Origin of the sequence: Thioalkalivibrio sp. AKL12 (assembly GCF_000377925.1) — a bacterium.
Lineage (GTDB): Bacteria > Pseudomonadota > Gammaproteobacteria > Ectothiorhodospirales > Ectothiorhodospiraceae > Thioalkalivibrio > Thioalkalivibrio versutus.
In genome coordinates, this window is the sequence record NZ_KB898907.1 from 1 (window position 1) to 20,562 (window position 20,562).

28 protein-coding genes are annotated in these 20,562 nt (G+C 63.8%); 10 read left to right on the forward strand and 18 right to left on the reverse strand.

Annotated elements, in window-relative coordinates; genetic code table 11:
- The 8 genes from D579_RS0112790 to D579_RS0112825 all read right to left on the reverse strand — a co-directional run.
- Positions 1–250: transposase family protein (locus D579_RS0112790; RefSeq protein WP_018951368.1), on the reverse strand; the 250-nt coding region annotated here is incomplete at its 3' end.
- Positions 251–596: 346 nt separating this feature from the next.
- Positions 597–1,034 carry a type IV pilin protein gene (locus D579_RS0112795; RefSeq protein ID WP_018952226.1) on the reverse strand — a complete coding sequence of 146 codons (438 nt, stop codon included), beginning with the start codon at positions 1,032–1,034 and terminating at the stop codon, positions 597–599.
- Positions 1,035–1,106: 72 nt separating this feature from the next.
- Positions 1,107–4,319 carry a pilus assembly protein gene (locus D579_RS0112800; protein WP_026289532.1) on the reverse strand — a complete coding sequence of 1,071 codons (3,213 nt, stop codon included), beginning with the start codon at positions 4,317–4,319 and terminating at the stop codon, positions 1,107–1,109.
- Positions 4,320–4,352: 33 nt separating this feature from the next.
- Positions 4,353–4,931 (reverse strand): PilX N-terminal domain-containing pilus assembly protein, encoded by a 579-nt coding sequence (locus D579_RS0112805; RefSeq protein WP_018952229.1) that lies wholly within the window; start codon positions 4,929–4,931, stop codon positions 4,353–4,355.
- The gene (locus tag D579_RS0112810) at positions 4,928–5,962 is read right to left on the reverse strand and encodes a PilW family protein (protein WP_018952230.1); all 1,035 of its coding nucleotides are present in this window, start codon (positions 5,960–5,962) and stop codon (positions 4,928–4,930) included. Before D579_RS0112810 ends, D579_RS0112805 begins: the two co-directional genes overlap by 4 nt.
- Complete coding sequence (gene pilV, locus D579_RS0112815) at positions 5,959–6,426, reverse strand: type IV pilus modification protein PilV (protein ID WP_018952231.1); 468 nt, start codon at positions 6,424–6,426, stop codon at positions 5,959–5,961. The genes D579_RS0112810 and pilV overlap by 4 nt, the downstream gene beginning before the upstream one ends.
- Complete coding sequence (locus D579_RS0112820) at positions 6,423–6,962, reverse strand: GspH/FimT family pseudopilin (protein WP_018952232.1); 540 nt, start codon at positions 6,960–6,962, stop codon at positions 6,423–6,425. Before D579_RS0112820 ends, pilV begins: the two co-directional genes overlap by 4 nt.
- Positions 6,963–7,119: 157 nt before the next feature.
- Positions 7,120–7,644 carry a GspH/FimT family pseudopilin gene (locus D579_RS0112825; protein ID WP_018952233.1) on the reverse strand — a complete coding sequence of 175 codons (525 nt, stop codon included), beginning with the start codon at positions 7,642–7,644 and terminating at the stop codon, positions 7,120–7,122.
- 272 nt (positions 7,645–7,916) lie between these two features.
- Here D579_RS0112825 and D579_RS0112830 point away from each other — a divergent pair, with 272 nt between their 5' ends.
- Entirely contained in the window at positions 7,917–8,783 is an 867-nt protein-coding gene (locus tag D579_RS0112830; protein WP_026289534.1) for an SUMF1/EgtB/PvdO family nonheme iron enzyme, read from the forward strand.
- Positions 8,784–8,894: 111 nt separating this feature from the next.
- On the opposite strand, the gene D579_RS0112835 is transcribed toward D579_RS0112830, so the two are convergent.
- Together D579_RS0112835 and D579_RS0112840 are read right to left on the reverse strand one after the other, a co-directional pair.
- Positions 8,895–9,434: a protein disulfide oxidoreductase gene (locus tag D579_RS0112835; RefSeq protein ID WP_018952235.1), complete on the reverse strand. Its 540-nt coding sequence runs from the start codon at positions 9,432–9,434 to the stop codon at positions 8,895–8,897.
- Positions 9,431–9,862, reverse strand: a complete 432-nt coding sequence (locus D579_RS0112840) for a hypothetical protein (protein WP_018168333.1) — start codon at positions 9,860–9,862, stop codon at positions 9,431–9,433. Before D579_RS0112840 ends, D579_RS0112835 begins: the two co-directional genes overlap by 4 nt.
- 134 nt (positions 9,863–9,996) lie before the next feature.
- Between D579_RS0112840 and nadA the strand changes: the two genes are divergently transcribed.
- The 3 genes from nadA to D579_RS0112855 are packed head-to-tail and all read left to right on the forward strand — an operon-like array spanning position 9,997 to position 11,780.
- Positions 9,997–11,079, forward strand: coding sequence for a quinolinate synthase NadA (gene nadA, locus D579_RS0112845; protein WP_018144605.1), 1,083 nt, complete (start codon positions 9,997–9,999; stop codon positions 11,077–11,079).
- A gap of 43 nt (positions 11,080–11,122) precedes the next feature.
- Positions 11,123–11,434: a nucleotidyltransferase family protein gene (locus D579_RS0112850; RefSeq protein ID WP_018952236.1), complete on the forward strand. Its 312-nt coding sequence runs from the start codon at positions 11,123–11,125 to the stop codon at positions 11,432–11,434.
- Between the two features lie 4 nt (positions 11,435–11,438).
- On the forward strand, positions 11,439–11,780 hold the full coding sequence (locus D579_RS0112855) for a DUF86 domain-containing protein (RefSeq protein WP_018952237.1): 342 nt from the start codon (positions 11,439–11,441) through the stop codon (positions 11,778–11,780).
- A 76-nt stretch (positions 11,781–11,856) separates the two neighbouring features.
- Here the strand turns inward: D579_RS0112855 and D579_RS0112860 are convergent, their stop codons facing one another.
- The gene (locus D579_RS0112860) at positions 11,857–12,063 is read right to left on the reverse strand and encodes a hypothetical protein (RefSeq protein WP_018938259.1); all 207 of its coding nucleotides are present in this window, start codon (positions 12,061–12,063) and stop codon (positions 11,857–11,859) included.
- A 98-nt stretch (positions 12,064–12,161) separates the two neighbouring features.
- On the opposite strand from D579_RS0112860, the gene D579_RS0112865 reads away from it, so the two are divergent.
- On the forward strand, positions 12,162–12,518 hold the full coding sequence (locus tag D579_RS0112865) for a hypothetical protein (RefSeq protein ID WP_018168331.1): 357 nt from the start codon (positions 12,162–12,164) through the stop codon (positions 12,516–12,518).
- A 301-nt stretch (positions 12,519–12,819) separates the two neighbouring features.
- On the opposite strand, the gene D579_RS0112870 is transcribed toward D579_RS0112865, so the two are convergent.
- Positions 12,820–13,350 carry a hypothetical protein gene (locus D579_RS0112870; protein WP_018952238.1) on the reverse strand — a complete coding sequence of 177 codons (531 nt, stop codon included), beginning with the start codon at positions 13,348–13,350 and terminating at the stop codon, positions 12,820–12,822.
- Between the two features lie 175 nt (positions 13,351–13,525).
- Complete coding sequence (locus D579_RS0112875) at positions 13,526–14,107, reverse strand: thioredoxin family protein (protein WP_018952239.1); 582 nt, start codon at positions 14,105–14,107, stop codon at positions 13,526–13,528.
- A 115-nt stretch (positions 14,108–14,222) separates the two neighbouring features.
- Here D579_RS0112875 and D579_RS0112880 point away from each other — a divergent pair, with 115 nt between their 5' ends.
- Positions 14,223–14,963, forward strand: a complete 741-nt coding sequence (locus D579_RS0112880; RefSeq protein WP_018952240.1) for a ferredoxin--NADP reductase — start codon at positions 14,223–14,225, stop codon at positions 14,961–14,963.
- Between the two features lie 120 nt (positions 14,964–15,083).
- Here D579_RS0112880 and D579_RS0112885 read toward each other — a convergent pair whose 3' ends face one another.
- Positions 15,084–15,854, reverse strand: coding sequence for a S9 family peptidase (locus tag D579_RS0112885; RefSeq protein WP_018952241.1), 771 nt, complete (start codon positions 15,852–15,854; stop codon positions 15,084–15,086).
- A gap of 142 nt (positions 15,855–15,996) precedes the next feature.
- Between D579_RS0112885 and D579_RS0112890 the strand changes: the two genes are divergently transcribed.
- Complete coding sequence (locus tag D579_RS0112890; RefSeq protein ID WP_018168326.1) at positions 15,997–16,197, forward strand: YdcH family protein; 201 nt, start codon at positions 15,997–15,999, stop codon at positions 16,195–16,197.
- Positions 16,198–16,520: 323 nt separating this feature from the next.
- Here the strand turns inward: D579_RS0112890 and D579_RS0112895 are convergent, their stop codons facing one another.
- Positions 16,521–17,816, reverse strand: coding sequence for an FCSD flavin-binding domain-containing protein (locus tag D579_RS0112895; protein WP_018952242.1), 1,296 nt, complete (start codon positions 17,814–17,816; stop codon positions 16,521–16,523).
- A 17-nt stretch (positions 17,817–17,833) separates the two neighbouring features.
- Positions 17,834–18,145: a hypothetical protein gene (locus D579_RS0112900; protein WP_018938255.1), complete on the reverse strand. Its 312-nt coding sequence runs from the start codon at positions 18,143–18,145 to the stop codon at positions 17,834–17,836.
- A 224-nt stretch (positions 18,146–18,369) separates the two neighbouring features.
- On the opposite strand from D579_RS0112900, the gene D579_RS0112905 reads away from it, so the two are divergent.
- Entirely contained in the window at positions 18,370–18,678 is a 309-nt protein-coding gene (locus D579_RS0112905; protein WP_077277014.1) for a PilZ domain-containing protein, read from the forward strand.
- 16 nt (positions 18,679–18,694) lie between these two features.
- Here the strand turns inward: D579_RS0112905 and D579_RS0112910 are convergent, their stop codons facing one another.
- Both D579_RS0112910 and D579_RS0112915 read right to left on the reverse strand, forming a co-directional pair.
- A complete protein-coding gene (locus tag D579_RS0112910) occupies positions 18,695–19,087 on the reverse strand; it encodes a DUF3775 domain-containing protein (RefSeq protein WP_018952243.1) in 393 nt (130 codons plus the stop codon).
- Positions 19,088–19,399 carry a DUF2288 family protein gene (locus D579_RS0112915; protein ID WP_018952244.1) on the reverse strand — a complete coding sequence of 104 codons (312 nt, stop codon included), beginning with the start codon at positions 19,397–19,399 and terminating at the stop codon, positions 19,088–19,090. It lies immediately after the preceding gene.
- Positions 19,400–19,494: 95 nt separating this feature from the next.
- Between D579_RS0112915 and D579_RS0112920 the strand changes: the two genes are divergently transcribed.
- The gene (locus D579_RS0112920) at positions 19,495–19,824 is read left to right on the forward strand and encodes a PepSY domain-containing protein (protein ID WP_018144590.1); all 330 of its coding nucleotides are present in this window, start codon (positions 19,495–19,497) and stop codon (positions 19,822–19,824) included.
- Complete coding sequence (locus D579_RS0112925; protein ID WP_018168324.1) at positions 19,821–20,537, forward strand: response regulator transcription factor; 717 nt, start codon at positions 19,821–19,823, stop codon at positions 20,535–20,537. The genes D579_RS0112920 and D579_RS0112925 overlap by 4 nt, the downstream gene beginning before the upstream one ends.
- Positions 20,538–20,562: the final 25 nt, after the last annotated feature.

The window sequence follows — 20,562 nt, forward strand, 5'->3', positions numbered from 1 at the left end:
CGCACCACACCCGGCGACGCGGCACCACCAGCACCACTCGGTACTCGAACAGGGGAAGATCCCGAACCCGCCGCAGCGTCGTCTCGTGCACCTGCCGGGTCCGATGACCGCAGCGCTCGCAGTGCATCCATTGCCGCGTCGGCTTCAGGTGCAACTCCAGCGTGCCGCCGGCCTCCTCCGGCCAAACCGCACGCTCCAGCCGATAGCCTTCCCAGCCCCCCAGCTTCTGCAACGTCTTCTTGTCCAGCATCGCTCCCTCCCGCGTCCTTCCTGGCTCCACGCGAGACTACGATGCCCTTCAGCGGACGAACACCTCCCCGGTATTCTTCGATGAACCCAAACAAAGGGCAAGCTTTGACCCCGTAGCTGCGTAGCTGAGCATTGGCGAAACCGTTAGCGCCAACGCCCTTCCCGGGGGGCAGGGTAAAGAACAGTGCCCGGTCAGATCATCCGCCGGACCCTTTTTTGTGTAGCGACTCCGAAGGTTCAGGTCTCGCCCTCCCGGAAACCGCTAAGCGATTATCCCGGGAGGGGGCATAGTGCGCCCCGGAGGTGGTGGTTACGCAACAAGCACGGGTTGAAGACGAAGCCGTGTGTTACCAACAGCTGGCGACGTCGCCGGTTCCATTGACTCCGCGCTCCCCGGTGTGATCCAGGGACAACGTGCCGCAGCGGGTATCCCGTGTTTTCTGGACGCCTCGCGGCTCGGCTTCCAGGCCAAAGCTGCTGCGCGTTACGTTGTCCAGGTTGAATTCGTACAGCTCCTCCATTCTCCCTTCGGAGGCGCACCCCAGGGTTGGATCGGCGTTCTCGTAGGTGAGATTGCTTGTGTGGTAGCGCTCCATGAACTGGGCGTGCTCGGTCAGGCAGGCCGTGGCGGCGGCCCGGTTCGAGGTTGTTACGTGGTTCTGGTAGGCGGGCCAGGCGATGGCGGCCAGGATCGCGATGATTGCGACCACGATCATGACCTCGATAAGGGTGAAACCCTCGTGCTGACCGGGTGTGCGACTCGCCTTTCGCATGTGTTGGTTCATGGTGTCATCCTGTTTTACTCGTGAAGCCAGCCAGCTGCGGGTGAGGCAAAGCGCCTCACCCAACCCGGGCGACTATTGCATGATGATCTCGCGCCAGGACATGCGGCCGGTGTCGGTCCCCAAGGTCTGCGTGCGCACCGATTCGATCTGGCCGTCCTCGGTGCTGATCTGCATGGAATCACCAACGAACGTTGGCTGGTTCGGGCTGCTCACCGTGCCGATGGCGGATACAGGTACCAGCTCGCCGTTGACGTCCATCATGTCGGCGTCGGTGAAGTCGCCGTCGCCATCCACATCGAAGAATGTGAACGGGAGACGTGCGCCCGTAAACGGGTTGATCGCGTAGATGAAACCGCGGCCCGTTGGTTCGCAGGGGTCACTCCCGTCGGGGATGCGCGTTTGCCCGACCAGCACGTTTCCTCGGAACTGATTGGGGGTCACCATGCGTTCGCCTTCGGGATTGCTGTTGGCGACCAGGTCGATGTACCAGCCGCGACGCTGTTCTCCAGTGGAAGCGTCTTCAAAGTCCGAGGCCGAACCTTCCTCAATAGTCCTCACTTCGCGTCCGCTGACTGTGGTTTGTGCTTCGATCTGGCGTTCCACCAGATCATCGCGGTCGTCGATTGTGGAGCCGTCGTCGATTAGGCCATACCAGGTCTGCACGCTGGTGTCGTCAAGATCGGTTTCGCCCAGGTAGCGGCCAGTCCCCACGAACACCCAGGTGCGGCCGGTTTGCGGGTCAATCCCGACCAGCGGGGCGGCGGTAATGGGCTGGCGATTGCCACTGGCATCACGGGCAACGAACAGCAGTTCCCGGCTGTTGTTGTCCAGATCAAAGCGCCAGACATTGCCTTCCATGTCGCCGGCGTAGACGGTGTCGGTGAAGCCGTCGCCCTCGGCATCCCATGCCGCGATGCCGGCAAGTGCGTTGGAGTCACCTGTTTCCGCCAGGATGGTGGTGATGTCGCCATCCTCGATGCCGACCGAGATCAGTCGGGCGCCGCCGTCGGAAGCGTTTGCTCCGTTGCCCATTAGTACGCGCCAATCACCATCGGCTACTTGCGCGATGATCGGCTTGCCGAGGTTTTGCCCCAACTCGTCGCCAAAGGCATCGCCGTCGAGTTCCCACAGGATTTCGATATCGTTGGGATCGGTTACGTCGAGCGCGAAAGCTCCTGGGCCACCGCGGCCCAGGGTCCCGACGAGAATCGTTTTCCAGCCCCCCTGCCCTCCGGGAAGGTAGACGTCCGCCACAGTGAGCTCGCCGTCGACGAAGTACTGGTGTTCGTAGGTGGGGTCAGCCAGAGCGGCCAGGTCGTTCACGAGGAAGCGCGGAATAAACGCAAAAAGCTCTTCACCCGTGTCGGCATTGAATCCGTGAAGCATGCCGTCATTGCCCCCAATGTAGACTACCGGTGTGCGGCCGATGTTGTCTTCCGCGAATTCCTGATAGTCATCCGCGCCGGAGAAGCCTGCGCCAAGAAAGCGTGTTAGCGACGGTGCACCAACGAAGACGGGTTGAGAGTTGATAAGAGATCCGAGAACCGATTCTCGGTCCCGGAAATCGCCGACGCCGTTTTGCTGCTCTAACGACTGGTCGCCCCGGATGTAGTCGAGAACCGCTTCGGAGCCAACCTCGCTGAATTCCGGCCACTCAAAAGGCTCCAGCAGCAGGGAATTCCCTTGGACCCGGGTAGAGTAAATCCCTCGATCATTCGGGAGGGGGAGTTCTTCGGAAGCCGACCACACGGGGTTGTCCGATGCGACTCCGGTATCCGGGTCCAGATCAAATGCGCGCAGATCCCCTGCCCACGTTCCGCTGACGTACTGGGCCTGATAGATGCGCGAGTCCGTCTCCAGTTCGGTAGAGTTCGCGGCAACCGACGAGCTCGCGCCAACCCGTTCGGTTGCTCTGCGAACGGCTTCGCGGATGCCGTCCGCGAACTCTTCCGGGCTTTGGGTGGCATAGAACTGGCCCCGACTGTTCACAGCCGCGTGGGCCAAGTCGGTGATCGTCGTTGCTGTCCCAGATGCTGGACTGGGCCAGCCGGTCGTCTGGGAAAAGTCGTCATTGTCATCTAGGATGGACGCGAAGATGCGATCAACGTCCCAACCGGTCGGCAATCCTGCCGGTTCCACCCCCAGGCCGAGGCCAATGGTGACCATGTGCTGCCAGAATGCCGGATTTTCCCGATTGGTTGGGACGTTGTTGGTCAGGTCCGGCTTCAAGTCGCGTTTCCAGAAGTGCATGGCGATATCGGCCAGCGTGTCGGCGTCATCGGCTTCGAAGGGGGGGCCGGGTTCGTACTGGAACGAGCGTCCGGATGGGCCAGTAATCTCGTCACCGCTCTGACCATCCACGTTCCCGACCTCCGAGAAGCTGCGGTTCCAGAATCCGTCAGTATTCAGGATGGTGTAGGACTGTCGGCACGATACCTTATCGTCCCAGCCGTCATTTTCATAATATAACCCTGCTTGGTATAGCGCGTTCCGAAGTGGGGTCCATCGGATGTCGCTTAGGCTGGGGTCGTTTTCGATGGTTGGTATCCATTGATAGAACGCTGCCTTGTGGTTCGAGTCGAAAGATGCGACGCCCTGCTCGACTACGTCGGGGGCGTTAATAGTTCCCCAGCCCAATCGGATATCGTCGCCAAAATCCATGAACGCTCGGATCATGGAGGTTTGGGCAGCCATTAGCCGGGTGCGGTAAAAGCTGTACCAATTCGCTACGTTCTGTGCCGCTTCATCCCCTTGGTCGACAGGATAAACTTGTTCACCGTTTTCGAAGAAGTAGATGGGGCCTTCCCCAGAAGGACTACTGCAGTTGATTCGCCCCCACGTGTCGCAATAAGGCACCTTGTCGAGGTCCGTCGTTTCGGATGGCGGTTCCTCGCCATTGAGCCAAGCGCGCCAGACTTCAATCCCATCCTCCCAGGCAGCGTTATAACTAGGAAGGTAATTAGAAGGGAGTTCATTCCCGTCCATATCTGTGGGCGGGTGGTATGTAATGTCCGGGTTGTAATAGATCGTGTTTTTACGAGGGTCTCGGTGTACCTCGTTATCTCGTGAAGCTCCAAGCCCGTCGGGCATGTACGACCATGTCATGGACGACGAGTCGTCGAGAATGAAAAGGATGTTGGGCGCAATCGGGGCCGCGACGATCAGTGGGCGCTGCGCAACATCGACACTGGCCTGTGCTGTCGCCCCCCATGCAAATATCGATATCCCCACGACCGCTGCGAGTACGGCCTTGAAGTTCGCGGTTGAGGATTTGAGTGGCTTCATGGTGAGGACTCCGTGGCGGCTAGGGCCCGAGGTTTAGTTTGCGACCTTGATGGTGCTCTGTAAGACCACATAGGAGCGGTCTTCGTCCACATTGGGTGCGCGGTTGCGGGCGGTGACGCGGAAGAAGTTGGCGATGGCGGTGCCATCGGTCGCGCCATACTGCTGAGCGCCTGCGCTGCGGTCCTGCCCCAGGTCGCTTTCGCCGGAGCCCACTCCAAGAAACTGAACGTAGTACTGGGCAGTGGTCTCGGTCAGCGCGGCATTGACGGTGAAATTGCCCCCGACGTTTTGCCATATCCCGGCGGTCCCCATCGGTACCACGTCGCAAAGCTCACCGGGGCGGCAGTCTTCGTGGGTTAGGGACTGCAGATCCGGGTCACTCCGGATTGCATCCTCGCCAGCACGGAGCGCAGCTTCGGCGGCCTGGAAGGCCAGGCTACGGTCGTACTGGTTGCCGCTCATTCGTTCCTGCAGAGTGACGCCCTGCATGCCGGCGACACCCACCAGGGTGATGATGACCAGCAGGACCAGGGTGACCACGAGCGCTACGCCATGCTGGCGGCGCTGACTCGCGGTCCATCCGGCTTGGTTAACGCGGTTGCGAGTATTCATGGCAGGCGATTCCTGAGAGCGATTACATGGGTCAGGTCCCGCGACAGGCGACCAGCGTCCTGATTGGGATTGGTGGTGATCCGGTCGGCTGCGCTCAGGAAGCTCAGGGTCAGTTCAAGTGCGTCAACCTGTTCCCACGCCGTGGTATTCAGGGCACTCGGGGCGTCCCAGCCATCCATGCCGGTACGGTGTGCCCGGATGGTCATGTCGCTAACGCCCGCTACAACCTCCTCGCGGACAACATTTCCCTGGTTCACGCGCGCTCGGTAAAGTGAAAACCCGCCTTCGTCGTCGCGTCCGTTATGACCGATGTACCAGGTGACGGACTTGAAGTAGGCGACGGTAGCGTTTGTGTCGTAGACGTAGGGGGTCCCGGGGTTCTGGCATACAGTCGGGTAGCCCTGTCCAGTAGAGCAGTTTCCTGGGTTCCCCGCGCCCGAGTTGGCAACGACGGTAGTGTTGTTCTGCTGATAGTTGGTTACCTGGAAGATCGTCGCCTGATTCGGATCGCATACCATCAGGATGTCCCCGGCCTCGAACTCGTCGGTTGGGAGGTTCAGAAACAGGTTGGCCGACTGTGCAGCCGATTGGCGCTGGGCCAGACCTACGCCGAGGCCGTCCGTTCCCTGAATGTGCACTGCGTGTGTGCCTTGCACGCGGTCGCCGGGATCGGTGCCGAACGGGGCCATGCCTGTCGCCTCGGCGCCTTCGTATGCGCGGATACCCGCCCACGTAGCCCACTCGTCGGTGCCTGCATTGTTCAGGACGTTCGCAACCCTGTTGCTGTCGCCACACGCATTGCCAGCCGCCTGACGGATTTCGCGGCCCAGAATCTCAAATGAGGTTCGGGCGCTTTCCTGGATCTGGGAAAGGCCTTCGTTGATGCGGTAGGTCTGCTGGTTGGAGAGGAAGACGCCGATGGTGGCGCCGACCACGAGCAGGCCCAGGACCATCGCGATCATGAGTTCCACCAGGGTGAAGCCTTGGACTACCCGGATCGGTATGGGTTTTTCACAGGTATGCTTTTTCATATGCGGACCTCGAGCGTCAGCGTCTGCAATTCGTCGTCATCCGCGGTCTGTGTGGCGCGTTCCTGGTTCCAGCGGGTAGTGATCGTGCAGCGTTCGTTCTGGCAATTGATCGAGCCGGTTGCCTCTTCACCCAGAAGGGCTTCGAGGTTCTGACGCCAGGAACTCACGGCTGTGGCGGCGAAGCTCGTGCCCGTGGGCGCTTCATCGTCTATGCCGATTTCGAATGCGGAGATGGGCTGGCCCGCCGGGTTGGCTCGCAGCGCGTCGGCGATGGAGTAGCTCTCCATGACTGCGACGCTGCGTTGGAAGGCTGTCTCGTTGTTGGCGAGGGCACGTGTTTGCAGGGCGGCCAAACCCAGTAGGCCAATCGATAGCACGAGCACCGCAATCAGGACTTCAATGAGCCCGACGCCTCGCATCTGTGCGGGTGTCTGCGTATGACTGAGGTTTGAGGTCGAATTCATGAACAGTCCCCCGACTGGCGGGCGATTGAGATGCGGCTGCCGGCACCAAGGTTGATGCAGCGGGTGTTTTCCGACGGGCCCGTGTTGGATTGCACCTGGATGTATCGGTCCTGAATGAGGTCGTCGCCGTCGTAGGTCAGGCCGTCTCCACGAATCAGGACCTCGTCGGAAGCCAGATCGGAGGTTGTCGTAAAACGCCCGCCGAAATCGCCGACTGTTCCTCGGCGGATAACCTCGGTCCCACCAGCGGTGGTACTGGTAAACACGGCCCAGTTGGTCCAGCCCCCCGAGCTGCCTGCGCCTGCGCATTGGGTGGCAGTGGAGCTGGTGGTGCGGCAAAAACGAACGCTGCGGTTGCGTTTGATCGCCTCCGAGCGCGCGATGTTCACTGCGGTGATCAACTCGTTTGCCTGCGTGGTCAGGCCGTTGCTGATGCGAAGGTTCATGAAGTTTGGAACCGCTATTGCCATCAGGATAGCGGCCACCGCGATGGTGATCATCAGCTCGATGAGGGTGAATCCGTGAGATCGGGTCATTGGGCGTCAGCCGGTCGGGTGTTCCGTAACTCTAGTGATAATCATGCGGTGGCTGCACTACAAGGTTTGGCCGTCTAAGTGGTCGAAACGCGCTGACGAGCGGTTTTTGTGGCGGTGTTGGGGGTGCCTCTGGACCGGTGGGCCCCGGTGGAGGGGCTTAGGTGCAGCCGGTCGTTTCGACCCTGGGCCGACCGGCGCTGCTGATGACGATGGCGCGGCCTTCGTCGCCGGTGGCGCAGATGGTGACGGTGCCCATGAGTAGGGCGCCGGAGAGGCGTTCGCTCTGGCCGAGGGCGTTGTAGGAGATGTGCTGACTAACGGGCTGATTGCCCGTGACCGCGATGTTCAAATTGGTCCAGGCGTCGCCCACGCGCAAGACGCTGTCAGGGTCGGATGGCTGGTTGGAGCGGTCCGGATTGGCGAAGAGAATCCAGCCGGCATCCCAGCTTGTGCCGGTGCAGGTGGCACCGTCGGTGGAGGTGCACAGCGTGACCAGGGCGCCGCGGCGGATGGCCTCGCTGCGGGTCATGTGCAGGGTAGTGAGGAACTGGTTGGTCGTGGTGGTGAGGCGGGTTTGTTCGATCAGGTGACCGAAGGCGGGCGCGCCGATGCCGAGCAGGATCGACGCCACCAGCAGGGTGACCAACAGTTCCACCAGCGTGAATCCACGCGTGTGTGGCATGTTCGACTCCTCCCTGAGTCCAAACAAGATTCGGAGCGTAAAATGGTGACACCGCGTGTGCAAGCGACGCTACGTCCTGGGCGAACCTCGGGCGTTGGTACTTGCCTACTGGGTGGCGACGTCGGTGGCGAGTGGTTCAGGCCGCCGGCTGACGATGGGGCGACGAGGTGCCCGGGTACAGGTGGCAGATGGCTTCGCTTCGCTGGCCATGACGGGTTTTTTTTGGTGTTCGCGGAGCCTAGAGGGATCAGGAGGTAAGCAGGCCCATGGTGATGGTGAAGGACGTGCAGCGGATGGATCAGGCGGATCTGCTGGATCTGCAGCAGCAGGCGGCGCGCAAGGTGGGCGGATCGGTCGGCTTTCGCGATGAGGCGCGCTCCGGCGTGCCGACGCCGGAGCTGCAGGTGATCCCGGCCGGGGAGTTCGAGATGGGTTCGGATGCCTCGGAGTATGGCCATCAGCCGCACGAGGCCCCGCGGCGCTACGTGGCGCTGGAGCGACCCTTTGCGCTGGGGCGCTATCAAGTCACCCGCGAGGAGTGGGGGGCCTTCCAGGCCGCTACCGGCTGGGAACCCTGGGAGTGGCTGGTGTGGCCCAGCACCCCGCGCATGCCGATCTTCAACATCAAGCCGGACAGCATCCAGCAGTATCTCGACTGGCTGAGCGAGGAGACGGGCAAGCGCTATCGTCTGCCGACCGAGGCGGAGTGGGAATACGCCTGTCGGGCGGGCACGCGCACGCCGTTCGCCTTTGGCGAGGTGGTGGGGTGCCGCGACGTGCACTTCAATTCGCTGTTTCCGTACGAGGAGCGGCGCCAGCGGCGCAGGTGGTATATCCCGGCGTGTTTCCCGTTGTCGCGCCCGCTGGATGTGGGCAGCTTCCAGCCGAACCTCTGGGGGCTGTACGACATGCACGGTAACGTGCAGGAATTCACCTCCACCCCTTGGCACGACGGACACCGGTCGCTGCCGCGTGACGGCGTCTATCGCCGAGACCCGGAAAACGAATGGGTGGTGACCAAGGGCGGCTCCTGGTTCGACCCTGCCGTGAACACGCGCAGCGCTGCCCGGCGCCGCCGCAACATCGACGAGATGGATACCAACCTGGGCTTCCGCGTCCTGCGCGAGCTGGACGATTAGTCGCTTCGTCCGAGGGCGATGCGTTTCGCTGCGCTCAACAGCATCCTACGGTTGGACTACGGTGCGTAGGGTGCACTGAGCGAAGCGAGCTGCACCGTGTTCAGGAAGGCGCTACAGCCAGCGGGCGAGCCAGAGGCGCAGGCGGAGTTCGAGCGGCGGGGCGTAGCCCTGCTTGCGGAAGACGATTTCGCCGTCGGGGTTGATGATGAAGCTGGCCGGGACGCCGCGTACGTTGTAGCGCGCGGCGAGGGCGCCCTCCGGGTCGTTGATCACGGCCAGTTCGCGCTCGCGTTCGTTCAGGTGGTCGAGCACCTCTTCCTTGACGCCGGACTGCATGGCGACTGTCAGCACCGGGTGGCCTTGCGACAGGCGCACGATCTCGCCTTCCTCCAGGCGGCAGATCGGGCACCAGGTGGCCCAGAAGTGCAGCAGCATGGGTTCGTCCGCGTAGTCCGCGAGCGAAACGGGCGTTCCATCCAGAAGATGGGCCTCGAATTGAGGCGCCGGGCCCTCGACCATGTCGCGCGCCATCCAGGCGCGCACCGCCAGGAAGATCACCAGCGCGAGCCCGATCTGGATGCCCCAGCTGAGCGCGCGGCGGCGCCGCGAGGGCTTGGGGCGTTTCGGCTGGTCAGGCGGCGTCTCGGTCAACGGATCATCTCGGCTTGTCCAGGGCGTGCGCGGGTGCCGCGGGTCTTCGGGCCCTTGCGCACGGCGATGCGTACCAGTTCGTCCTCGTCTTTCATCAGGCGTTCCCTCTGTGCCTCGGTCAACAGCGGATTGCGCGCGACGAAGTAGCGCAGGTTGGGGTCGCGGTCATTTACGCAGGCCTCCACCTGGTCCGGGGTCAGGTCCGGGCGCTTGGCGCAGTTGAGGCGCACGGTCTGGTTCGGGTCGGCCAGTAGGAGGACGACCTCTTCCGGCGTCAGGTCCATGCGCCGCGAGAAATACGCCTTCACCTGGGCGTGCTGGTCGCGTACCAGTAGAGGGCGCCACTGGTCCTCGAGGTCCGCGGACAGGGCCAGGTCCATGCGTTCCTCGAACGTCATCGCCTTGTATTGCTGCTTCAGCTCGGTCATGGCCGCAACATTATAGGCGGGCCGGTTGGGATGCGCGGATACGACCCCACAATGTGCAGGAACGACAGCGGCCTGGGCCCTGTCGTACTATTAGAAGACGATGATCTTCCCCGGATCCTGGGGTGAGAGGGCAGATGAACGCACCGGTGGCCGAAAAACCGATCTTCCACGTGCCGCGCACGGACCATGTGACGGCCTCGCTGCACGCGTTGACCGACACCCAGCGCGACGAGCTGGTGCGCCGCATCAAGCGCTTGCTGATCGAGCGCAACGCGGTGCTGGTTGCGCATTACTACGTGGACGAATCCCTGCAGCGCCTGGCGGACGAGACCGGCGGCTGTGTGTCCGACTCCCTGGAGATGGCGCGCTTCGGCAAGGAGCACCCCGCGGAGACGCTGGTGGTGGCCGGCGTGCGCTTCATGGGCGAGACCGCCAAGATCCTGAGCCCGGAAAAGCGCGTGCTGATGCCGACGCTGGAGGCGGAGTGCTCTCTGGACCTGGGCTGTCCGGCGGACGAGTTCGCGAAGTTCCGCGCGCAGTATCCGGATCACACGGTCGTCGTGTATTCGAATACCTCGGTGGACGTGAAGGCGCAGGCCGATTACGTCGTCACCTCCAGCATCGCCGTGCCGTTGGTCGAGCACCTGCGCGACCAGGGCAAGAAGGTTCTCTGGGCCCCGGACAAGCACCTGGGCGATTACATCCGCCGTACCACCGGCGCCGACATGGTGCTTTGGGACGGCTCCTGCGTGGTGCACGACGAGTTCCGCTCCTGGGCGCTGGAAGATCTGCGCGGGCGCCATCCCGGCGCCGCCGTGCTGGTCCACCCGGAATCCCCGCGTGAGGTGATCCACCAGGCGGATGTGGTGGGCTCCACCAGCCAGCTGATCGCGGCCGTGAAGGACCGCCCGGAACAGGAATTCATCGTCGCGACGGACAAGGGCATCTTCTACAAGATGCAGCAGGCCGCGCCGGACAAGAAGCTGATCGAGGCGCCCACTGGTGGCCACAGCGCCACCTGCACCAGTTGCGCGCACTGCCCGTGGATGGCGATGAACGACCTGGTCTCGCTGGCCGAGACGCTGGAAGACACCAACGAGCCGGCGAAGAACGAGATCTTCGTCGACGAGACCGCGCGCCAGAAGGCCCTGGTCGCCACCCAGCGCATGCTCGACTTCGCCGCCGAACACCGCAAGGCCACCGAAGGCGACGCCTGAGCACTTTGCCGGGGTGACCGACGGGCATTAACAGGACGATGTAATGGGCCAAATGTCTCGCAGGCTGGACCGTGCCGCCGTCTTGAAGGCGCTCAGAGATCACCGTGCGTATCTCGAACGCGAATTCGGCGTGTGCGGCCTGGCGCTGTTTGGCTCGCTGGCCCGCGACGAGGCCGGAGAGCAGAGTGACGTCGATATCCTGGTGGGTTACGACGGCCCGGCCTCCGCAAAACAGTATTTCGGTGTCCAGTTTTACCTCGAGGATCTGCTGGGGTATCCGGTGGACCTGGTCTCGGAAAAAGCTCTGCGCGCCGAGCTTCGTCCGTTCGTCGAGCGCGAGGCGATCCGTGTCTGAGTCCATGGCCGGGCGCGAGTGGCGTTTTTATCTGGACGACATGGTTCGGTTCGCTCGCAAGGCGATGGCCTATACGGATGGTCTTGATCGCGACATGTTCATGCAGAATGAGCTCGTCTTCGACGCCGTACTCCGTAACCTCGAGCTGATCGGCGAGGCTGCCAGTCATGTGCCCCCCGAGGTCCGGGAGGCACATCCGGATATTCCCTGGCGCATGATCGTTGCTACCCGCAATCGGTTGATCCACGCCTATCTGGGTATCGACAGCGACACGATCTGGAATTTGGTGGACGAGCACCTTCCAGATTTGGTCAGCGGTCTCGAGAAAATGCGCCAGGAATTGTAGGGGCTAGGGTTTTTTGGCCGCCTGTCGGGCTTCGACGTCCGCCGCTAGCTGCGTGGGACATGTGTTCCATAGGGTTCTATCGGTCGTTAAGCCACGCGGCCCATTGCGAGTGGGTGGATGCGTCCACGCCGGCAGCCTTGGCCGCCTGCTGCAGGTGGGTCTGCAGGTCGGCCATCAGTTCGGAATCCATCAGCTCGGGCTCCAGCGTCAGTTGCGCGTGCAGCGTGCTGTAGACGAGCTTCAGTTCATTCACCGGATAATGCGACCAGTCGAGGTGGGCCATGGTGTCCGTTCTCCATATGGGGTGGGTAATTCGTGTCTCTGAATATAGCTTGGCGTTGACCTCGGTGGCTGGACAAATGGGCTTGCGGGGTATCGGAGATGTTTAAGCGGCGGGCGCGCCTGCTGGTGGCGGCCGAGCGGGCCGACGGGCGGGCCGCGCGCGTGGCGGAGCTGGGCGCAGCGGCGGAGTTCGAGGACTGGATCGAGGTGCGCCCGGCGCGGATCATGGGCGGGGTCACGGCAGAGGATCTGGCGTGGGCCGATCTGCTCGTGGCGGTCGACGCGGCGGCCGCCCGCGCGATGCCCGCCGAACGCCCGGCCACCTGCCGTCCGAAGTACTGGACGCTGCCGGGCGAGACCGGGGCGGCGTTCGACCTGCAGACCCTGGAGGCGCTGCGTTGCATGGTTGGGGGGATGCGCATGCTCGCGCGCGTGGACGCCGAAGACGACGCCTGACGCATCCTCTCCACGTTCGTCATCCCGGAAACCGGGTAGCGGTTATCCGGGATCTCCTGACCCTGTCCCCATTCCGGCGAGATCCCGGCTCTACGCTTCGCTTCGGCCGGGATGACGATATCCTCCGTCATTGCGAGGCCCGCGAGGGGGCGTGGCAATATCCATCCGAAACCCCGATGCTCGCCTCGCGGGTGGGGGGTGGCGTTCGGGCTGTCCGCGGAGGTCGCCACGGCGCGGCGCGCCTCGTGATGACGTGCTCATCAATCCGTCGTGGGGGGCTCCACCGGGGGCTGAGGTGCTTCTACTCCGGGTGGTAGGGGACGGGTGCGCGGGCGTGGAGCTGGGCCAGGTGGTCTTCGTAGAGCGCCCAGATGCGTGGGGCGATGGCGCCGCGCGAGCCGGGGTAGGTGAGGCGGTCGGGGTTGAAGGTGATCAGGCGCTCGATCTCGGTGCAGCGCAGTTCCTCGTTGATCACGTTGAAGATGAGGATCTGCGTACCCTGGTCGGCGATGGGCAGCAGGGCGCCGATGAGGCCGGTGTCGTTCAGCCCGGGGTCGCTGCGGGCATCGCCCAGCTCGGCGGGGGGGCGCACCAGCGTGCCCAACAGCTCCTGATAGGCCTGGTCACAGGCATAGCAGATTTCCGGTGCACGCAGGCCCTGCACGCGCGCACAGGCTTGACGCACCGTTCCGTCTGGCAGCGCCATGCGTTCCGGGGCGACCGGGATGCGGTTGGTCTTGCCGTTCGGAAGCAGGCGCGGGACCGACTCCTGGCAGGAGGGGCAGCGCCATGTTGAGACTCGCGGGCCGTCGATTACGTTATTGGGCGGCATGCGGCGCTCCCCGGAAAATAGATGGGGTCAGTATACGGCGCGGCGAGGGGCTTGTTGGGGATGGCCCGCGGGCGAATGCCGCGGCCAGGATTGGGCGCGGGCAGGGGCATTCGCGGGCAGACTCGCTCCCACAGGGCGATTCCCACAAAGCCTTGTTTGAACAGGAGTGCCCGGTTCAGCCGAAGTAGTCGGGCTCGTTTCCCGGGCGCCACTTGATGTTGCAGCCGAGGCTCGGGTGCTGGGGCTCGGGTGCCGGCTTGCCGGCCAGGAGTGCGTCGCTGGCGGCGCGCAGGTCACGTCCGGTCACCGGGACGTCGGATCCCGGGCGGGTCTCGTCGAACTGGCCGCGATAGTAGAGCTTGCGTTCGGCGTCGAACAGGTAGAAGTCCGGCGTGCAGGCGGCGTGATAGGCCTTGGCGACGGACTGGTCCTCGTCCAGGCAGTAGGGGAAGTTGTAGCCGAAGCGGCGGGCGTCGTCTTTCATCTTGTCCGGGGCGTCGTCCGGCACGGCCTGGATGTCGTTGGAGTTGATCGCGATGACCGCGATGCCCTTGTTCGAATACTCGCGGCCGTAGCGGGCGAATTCGTGACGGATGAGCTGCACGAACGGGCAGTGATTGCAGATAAAGGCGATCATGTAGCCTTTCGCGTCGGGGAAGCTGTCGAGGCTGATGGTCTCGCCGGAGACGACGTCCGGAAGGGAAAAGCGGGGTGCCTCGGTGCCGAGTTCGATCATCTGCGAGGGGGTGCGGGCCATGACTGCTCCAGTGTTCGGATTTGCGACAATTATACGGCGTTGGCCGGGGGTGCTTGAAACCTTCCGGCCCCGCCAGCACTCTTCGAGATAATACCCGAGCAATGGAGTAAGGAATATGGGCTGGGTGACCGGTGTCGTACAGGAGCGCAAGCAGTGGACGGATCGACTGTTCTCGCTGCGGGTGGATGCCGAGGTTGAGCTGTTCAAGGCCGGGCAGTTCAACCGCCTGCGTCTGGAGATCGACGGCGAGCCGGTGGCGCGGCCGTATTCCTATGTGAATGCGCCGGGCGAAACGCCGCTGGACTTCTATCTGATCACCGTTCCGGATGGACCGCTGTCCAATCGTCTGGTGCAGTTGGAGCCGGGCGACACGGTGGAGCTGATGCCGCGCGCGACCGGCTTTTTCACCCTGGATGAGCTACCGGACAGCCGCGACCTGTGGCTGCTCTCCACGGGCACTGCGCTGGGGCCGTTCCTGTCCATGCTGAAGACCGATACCCCCTGGGAACGCTTCGAGAACATCCGCCTGATCCACGCGGCGCGCAAGGCCGAAGAACTGACCTATCAGGACACGATCCGGCAGTTCCAGGAACGTGATTCGAAACGGTTCAAGTACATCCCGTTTGTCAGCCGGGAACCGTGTCCGGGTGGGCTCGAGGGCCGGGTACCGGCCGCGATTGCCGAGGGCCGCCTGGAGCATCACGCGGGCCTGAAGATCACGCCGGAGCACTCCCAGGTCATGCTGTGCGGCAACCCGGACATGGTGAAGGATACCGCCGCGATCCTGCGCGAGCGCGGCCTGGAGAAGAACCGCCGACGCAAGCCGGGGCAGATCACGACCGAGAACTACTGGTAGGTCCCCGGATATGCAGGAGCGTGCTTGCACGCGAAGCCCCTGCCAAAGTCGGAAGTGGGCAGGGGCTTCGCGTGCAAGCACGCTCCTGCGAGTATCAAGCCCCCGGGGCGGGCCCTGGCGCTAGTCCAGCAGGTTCGCCGACCAGGCGCGGATCAGGCCGGCGACATAGCGGGTGTGTTCCGGGCGCGAGAGCAGGTGGTCGGTCTGGTGCAGGGCGACGAAGCTCTTCGGGTGGTGGGCCTGCTGGAAAATCTTGCGGGCGTGGTCGACGCTGACCACGGTGTCGCCCGGTGCATGCAGCAGCAGGAGTGGCTGCTCCAGGGTCTCCAGTGCGGCATCCAGGGTCGGCTCCTCGATCGACTCGATAAAGGCGTGGCCGATTTCCACCGGGCGCCCGCCGATGCTGATGCGGGCCGAACCCTCGCGCCGAATCTCCTCCGCGGTATCGCCGAACAGGTGGGCGACATGGCCGGGGCGGCTGGGGGCGGCGATGGTCACGATGCCGTCCAGTGACTCGCGCTGCGCCCCCACATAGATCGCCATGGCGCCGCCGAAGCTATGGCCGATCAGCAGGTTGGTATGCCGCCCCGTGTAGGTCTCCAGCGCCTCGATGGCGGAGTGCAGATCCTCGCAGTAGGTCGCAAGCGTGCTGTCGCGAAACTCCCCTTCGGAGTCGCCCAGCCCCATGAAGTCGAAGCGCAGGGTGGCGATGCCTTCCGCGGCCAGGGCGCGCGCCAGGCGCACCGTGGCGGGGAAGTCCTTGGAGCAGGCGAAACAGTGGGCAATGCAGGCCTGGCCGCGGAGGGCATCCGCCTCGGGCGCGACGATCACGCCGCCGAGGCGGACGCCGCGCGGGGTCTGAATGGTCAGCGGCGTGTTGTGGATCGCCATCGGGGGGGGGCTCCGGATGAAGGGTATTCGCTATGGTCCCACCGGGGACGGTCTGCGATCATACGGGTTTGATGATCCGAATGGCCACGCGGGGTGTCTCCCGGTATGCGGCCACCACTTCACGGGACCACTGGGGGACGGCTTGGAAACCGAGAGTCAGATTCGCGCACGCCTGGCCGAGCTGGAGGCCGAGCACCGGGCTCTGGATTCCGCGATCGGCGTGATGCACGAGCAGGCCGCACCGGACATCTTCGCCATTCAGCGCCTGAAGAAGCGCAAGCTGCAGTTGAAGGACTCTATCCAGCGCCTGCGCAGCCGCCTGATCCCCGACCTCAACGCCTGACCCGGGTGCATTCATCACGAAGCGGATGAAGGCACGAAGAAGGGCAGGGTCAAGATCGGTTGAACCACAGAGGGCACAGAGGTCACGGAGAAGGGCAGCGGGTAGGATGCGTTGAGCCATGCGAAACGCATCAGGGGCCGGCCGTTCCGCAGAGCCGATGCGATTCGCTGCGCTCATCCGCATCCTACCCTTCCTGTATGTCATCTCCGGTTTCATTGCTGACCTCTGTGGTGCAAATCGCCCTTCTTCGTGTTCGTGGTGGCCAACAAAAAACGGCGCCCGGAGGCGCCGTTTGAGTGTGTTCCATAGTGGAACTCCGGGGTTTAGCCCCAGATGTCGTGGGTGATGCCGTTGTACCAGGCGCGGGTGTATTCCGCCTCGCGGCGACGGAAGCTGGTGCTGGCACCCGACGGGCTGACCCCACCGGCACCGGATACCCCCGCCATCGCACCGTCCTGGTACTGGTAGACCGCGGCTACGCTGACCGCGTAATCGGGGGTCACCAGGCTGTAGCAGGTGTTGGCGGACGAGGGGTTGATGGGCTCCTGCCCCGCCAGTTCGCGGACGATGGCGGCCGCCACGATCTTGCCCTGGTTGTTGGCCGAGTGGCCGGACTTCGGCATGGCGCCCGCCACGCTGGCATCCCCCAGGACGTAGATGTTGTCGTCCATCTCCGACTTGAAGGTCAGCTGGTCGACCGGCACCCAACCGGCGTCGTCGGTCAGTCCGACGTCATGGGCGATCTGACCGGCGTGCTGGGCCGGGATGAAGTTCAGCACGTCGGCGCGGACGCGTTCGAAGCCGCTGTCGGCCAGTACGGTCATGTTGGAGACGTCGATCTCCTCGGCGCGTCCGCCCGATGAGCCGGCCCGCCACTCGATCATGTCGCCATAATGCTCGGCCCAGCCTTCCTCGAACAGGCCCTGCTTGGAGAAGCCATCCTTCGGGTCGAGGATGATGATCTTGGAACGTGGCTTCTCCTGCTTGAAGTAGTTCGCGACCAGCGATACCCGTTCGTACGGCCCCGGCGGGCAGCGGAACGGGTTGGGCGGGGCGACCATGACGAATACGCCGCCGTTCGGCATGTCCTGCAGCTGGGAGCGCAGCAGTTCGGTCTGCGAACCGGCCTTCCAGGCATGCGGGATGCGCTCGGCATCGGACTCGGAGATGCCCGGCATGTCGTCGTAGCGGAAGTCGATGCCCGGTGACATCACGAGCTTGTCGTAGCTCACGCGGTCGCCTCCGCTCAGGCGCACGCTGCGCGCATCGGCGTCCACCGCGGTGACGCGGTCCTCGATGATCTCGATGCCGTATTCATCGCGCAGGGTGTCGTAGCCCTGGGCGATGTCGTCCATGCCAGCGAAGCCGCCGATCACCCAGTTACTGCCGTAGCAGGTGTAGTAGGTGGCGTTGGGCTCGATCAGCGTTACGCGCATGTCGGGCGAGAACTGCTTGATGTATTTCGCGGTGGTCGCGCCGCCGGAGCCGCCGCCGACGACCACAATGTGGGCCTTTTCGGCCCCGCGCATGCCATTGGCGGCACAGCCGATACCGGTGAGGGCCGCGGCGCTGCTGATGCCCGCGACCTTCAGGAAATTACGTCGATTAAAGTCATGCATGATTCGTTTCCCCCTGATCAGAAGCGGCTGAAGTAGCCGGCCATCGATTCGATTTCCTCGTCGGTGTAGCCCTTGGCGTGACGATCCATGATCGTCGCGTCGCGGTCACCGTCGCGGAATGCCTTCATCTGGCTCACGATGACGTCAGCAGGAATGCGGTTCAGTTTCAGCACACCATCATCTTCAGCGGCCGCGTTGTGGCAGGCCTTGCAGGAGGCGGCCATGAGCTGGCCCCGGGTGATTTCGTCGTCGGCGAAGGCCTGGGAAGCAGTGCCTGCCAACGCCAGAGAGGCGGCAAGCCCCACCAGGTACAAATGCGATTTCTTCATTGAAACGGACTCCTCCGTTAGAAGTGGCTTTTTGTGACCGACAGCTGTGGAGTACTGCCTTCATCCTCTGGCCCGGTGTGGAGATCCGGGTTGTGATTGCGCCACCGGGTTCGAGCCCGGTAGTTGCGCCTGATCGCGAAAACCAACGATCATGAACCTCGTATAGCACAGAAAAAACGCCTTTTCGATGCATTGCAAAGGCATATGCCGCCAGGAGGAGTGCCATGACAGGAGAACGACGTCGTCATCCAAGGATCCCGATGACGGTCGAGGTCGTGGCCGAGTGCGAGAGCGGGGATACGGTCACCCTGACCACGAACGATATCTCCGGCGGGGGGGCCTTCCTCGAGTGGGAAGACCCGGAAAATGCCTGCGTGGGGCACCTGATGAAGCTCGCCTCGGACGACGAACTGATGCTGCAGGTATTCGGCATGCTGGGGGACGGCGGCGCGGCGCCGCGGGTCAAGGCCCAGGTGGTGCGGGTGATGGACGGGGGTATTGCGGTGCGCTTTGACCCCGAAGAGCTGGAATAGCCACGGGGAACGGGCGTTACACCTCGCGCTCGATCTGTTCCAGCCCCGCGGCCCATTCGTCGGCGATCAGCGGATTGGTCAGCAGCCAGTTCACGGTGTCCGGGCTCCAGTCATCCTGCGCCTCTTGCAGGGCGCTCTCCCAGTCTGCTGCCGTGTAATCCCCGCGCCCCAGGGTGCTGAGGGCCTGCAGCTCCGCCTGTTGGTCCGGACCCAGGTCACGCAGCGTGCCCTCCAGTTCCTGCAGGGTCAGGTCGCTGGCGTGATCAGCCAGGATCTGCATCGCCCAGTCGTTGTCGCTACCCTCGCTTCCGGTATCCGGGAAGACCACATCCTCTTTGGCATGGAATTCCCGTGCGGCCTGGATTAACCGCTCCATCGTCTCGCCGGTGATGCCGAGGGAGATGGCCATCTAGTGGGCCGGCGTCCGTTCCTGGGCCAGGACCCAGGGGGCGGCCACGATCGCGGTGAAGATCGGGTCGTTCGCGGCCCAGCGGCGGGCATCGTCATCCGAGGCCCGCGCGACCTGGTCGTTGGCCAGCCATTCGCTGACCTGATGGGTCGCATCGTCGCGGATGGCGCGGGCGACCTCGATCAGATCCAGCTCCGGCGCCACGCGGATCACCACGCCGCGCGCGAAATGCGGCATCAGGTCTTTCCACGGCAGCGGGCCGGCCTGTTCTTCCAGTGGGACTTCGGGTTGTTCGGCAGTGGCCTCGTGCATGACGGTTCCAGTCGGTTTCAGATATCGTTCAGGCTAGGCCGATACCCTTGTATCTTCAACATCTGCCCACGCACGCGTCCGGAGAATGCACCGATATGCGACCCACGCCGGATCTCCAGCCCGGATACCGCGGGCGGGACCTGACGCGGCCCCGCGCGGGCCACGCACTGGTGCTGGCGACGCTGCTGTTCGTGGCGCTTCCGGCGCAAGGCCAGTTCAATACGGATGACCCCGAGGCCGCCGTCTGGGATCTCGACGAGGCCGTTGCCCAGATCGAGGCGCACTACCCCGGCCGGGTGCTCCACGCGCGCGAGGATGTGAGCCAGTTCGGGGCGCGTCTGTTCATCATCCGTATCCTGACCAACGATCAACAAGTGCGTACCCTCCGGATCGAGGAAGGCACCGAAGTGGAGCTCCCGGAATGAACCTGCGCGTGGTACTGATTGAAGACGACGTCGCGCTGCGCAACCAGATTGGCGACGAGTTGGACCGCAGTGGCTGCCGCGTGGATACCGCCTCGGACGGCGAGACCGGGCTTTACCTGCTGACCGAGTACCACTGCGACATCGCGGTGGTGGATCTGGGCCTGCCGGGCATGGATGGGCTGGATGTGATCCGCAAGGCGCGCGAGTCCAAGCCGCGCCTGCCGATCCTGATCCTGACCGCGCGCGACCGCTGGCAGGACAAGGTCGAGGGCCTGGAGGCCGGGGCTGACGACTACCTGGCCAAGCCGTTCCACATCGAGGAATTGCTGGCGCGGTTGCGCGCCCTGGCACGCCGCAGCCTGCAGTCGGGCCAGGAGCGGCTGGCGTTCGGGCCGCTGGTGATCGACACCGCGGGTGACGAGGTCTGGTTGAATGGCGAGCCGGTCACCCTGACCACATTCGAATACCGCCTGCTGATGACATTGGTCCGCCAGCCGGGCCGGGTGCTCAGCAAGGATGCGCTGGCGGACTACCTCTACGATCACGACGAGGACCGCGAAAGCAACGTGATCGAGGTCCTGATCGGGCGCCTGCGGCGCAAGCTGGATGCCGACGGCAGCCTGGGCTTGATCGAGACCCTGCGCGGACGCGGCTACCGCTTCGCCCGCGAACCCGACGCCGTGCCGGAAAACGAGTCGGACAGCCCTCGATGACCTGCCGCGAGGCTGCCGGGTCCGC

Coding starts and splice junctions, on each gene's coding strand:
- D579_RS0112810 (WP_018952230.1), bottom strand. CDS start 5,962: ATGAAAAAGCATACCTGTGAAAAACCCATACCGATCCGGGTAGTCCAA.
- D579_RS0112900 (WP_018938255.1), bottom strand. CDS start 18,145: ATGAAGAAATCGCATTTGTACCTGGTGGGGCTTGCCGCCTCTCTGGCG.
- D579_RS0112885 (WP_018952241.1), bottom strand. CDS start 15,854: ATGGCGATCCACAACACGCCGCTGACCATTCAGACCCCGCGCGGCGTC.
- D579_RS0112805 (WP_018952229.1), bottom strand. CDS start 4,931: ATGAATACTCGCAACCGCGTTAACCAAGCCGGATGGACCGCGAGTCAG.
- D579_RS0112880 (WP_018952240.1), top strand. CDS start 14,223: ATGGGCTGGGTGACCGGTGTCGTACAGGAGCGCAAGCAGTGGACGGAT.
- D579_RS0112895 (WP_018952242.1), bottom strand. CDS start 17,816: ATGCATGACTTTAATCGACGTAATTTCCTGAAGGTCGCGGGCATCAGC.
- pilV (WP_018952231.1), bottom strand. CDS start 6,426: ATGAATTCGACCTCAAACCTCAGTCATACGCAGACACCCGCACAGATG.
- D579_RS0112820 (WP_018952232.1), bottom strand. CDS start 6,962: ATGACCCGATCTCACGGATTCACCCTCATCGAGCTGATGATCACCATC.
- D579_RS0112865 (WP_018168331.1), top strand. CDS start 12,162: ATGTTTAAGCGGCGGGCGCGCCTGCTGGTGGCGGCCGAGCGGGCCGAC.
- D579_RS0112915 (WP_018952244.1), bottom strand. CDS start 19,399: ATGCACGAGGCCACTGCCGAACAACCCGAAGTCCCACTGGAAGAACAG.
- D579_RS0112830 (WP_026289534.1), top strand. CDS start 7,917: ATGGTGAAGGACGTGCAGCGGATGGATCAGGCGGATCTGCTGGATCTG.
- D579_RS0112850 (WP_018952236.1), top strand. CDS start 11,123: ATGGGCCAAATGTCTCGCAGGCTGGACCGTGCCGCCGTCTTGAAGGCG.
- D579_RS0112910 (WP_018952243.1), bottom strand. CDS start 19,087: ATGGCCATCTCCCTCGGCATCACCGGCGAGACGATGGAGCGGTTAATC.
- D579_RS0112840 (WP_018168333.1), bottom strand. CDS start 9,862: ATGACCGAGCTGAAGCAGCAATACAAGGCGATGACGTTCGAGGAACGC.
- D579_RS0112825 (WP_018952233.1), bottom strand. CDS start 7,644: ATGCCACACACGCGTGGATTCACGCTGGTGGAACTGTTGGTCACCCTG.
- nadA (WP_018144605.1), top strand. CDS start 9,997: ATGAACGCACCGGTGGCCGAAAAACCGATCTTCCACGTGCCGCGCACG.
- D579_RS0112875 (WP_018952239.1), bottom strand. CDS start 14,107: ATGGCCCGCACCCCCTCGCAGATGATCGAACTCGGCACCGAGGCACCC.
- D579_RS0112925 (WP_018168324.1), top strand. CDS start 19,821: ATGAACCTGCGCGTGGTACTGATTGAAGACGACGTCGCGCTGCGCAAC.
- D579_RS0112795 (WP_018952226.1), bottom strand. CDS start 1,034: ATGAACCAACACATGCGAAAGGCGAGTCGCACACCCGGTCAGCACGAG.
- D579_RS0112905 (WP_077277014.1), top strand. CDS start 18,370: ATGACAGGAGAACGACGTCGTCATCCAAGGATCCCGATGACGGTCGAG.
- D579_RS0112800 (WP_026289532.1), bottom strand. CDS start 4,319: ATGAAGCCACTCAAATCCTCAACCGCGAACTTCAAGGCCGTACTCGCA.
- D579_RS0112855 (WP_018952237.1), top strand. CDS start 11,439: ATGGCCGGGCGCGAGTGGCGTTTTTATCTGGACGACATGGTTCGGTTC.
- D579_RS0112870 (WP_018952238.1), bottom strand. CDS start 13,350: ATGCCGCCCAATAACGTAATCGACGGCCCGCGAGTCTCAACATGGCGC.
- D579_RS0112860 (WP_018938259.1), bottom strand. CDS start 12,063: ATGGCCCACCTCGACTGGTCGCATTATCCGGTGAATGAACTGAAGCTC.
- D579_RS0112920 (WP_018144590.1), top strand. CDS start 19,495: ATGCGACCCACGCCGGATCTCCAGCCCGGATACCGCGGGCGGGACCTG.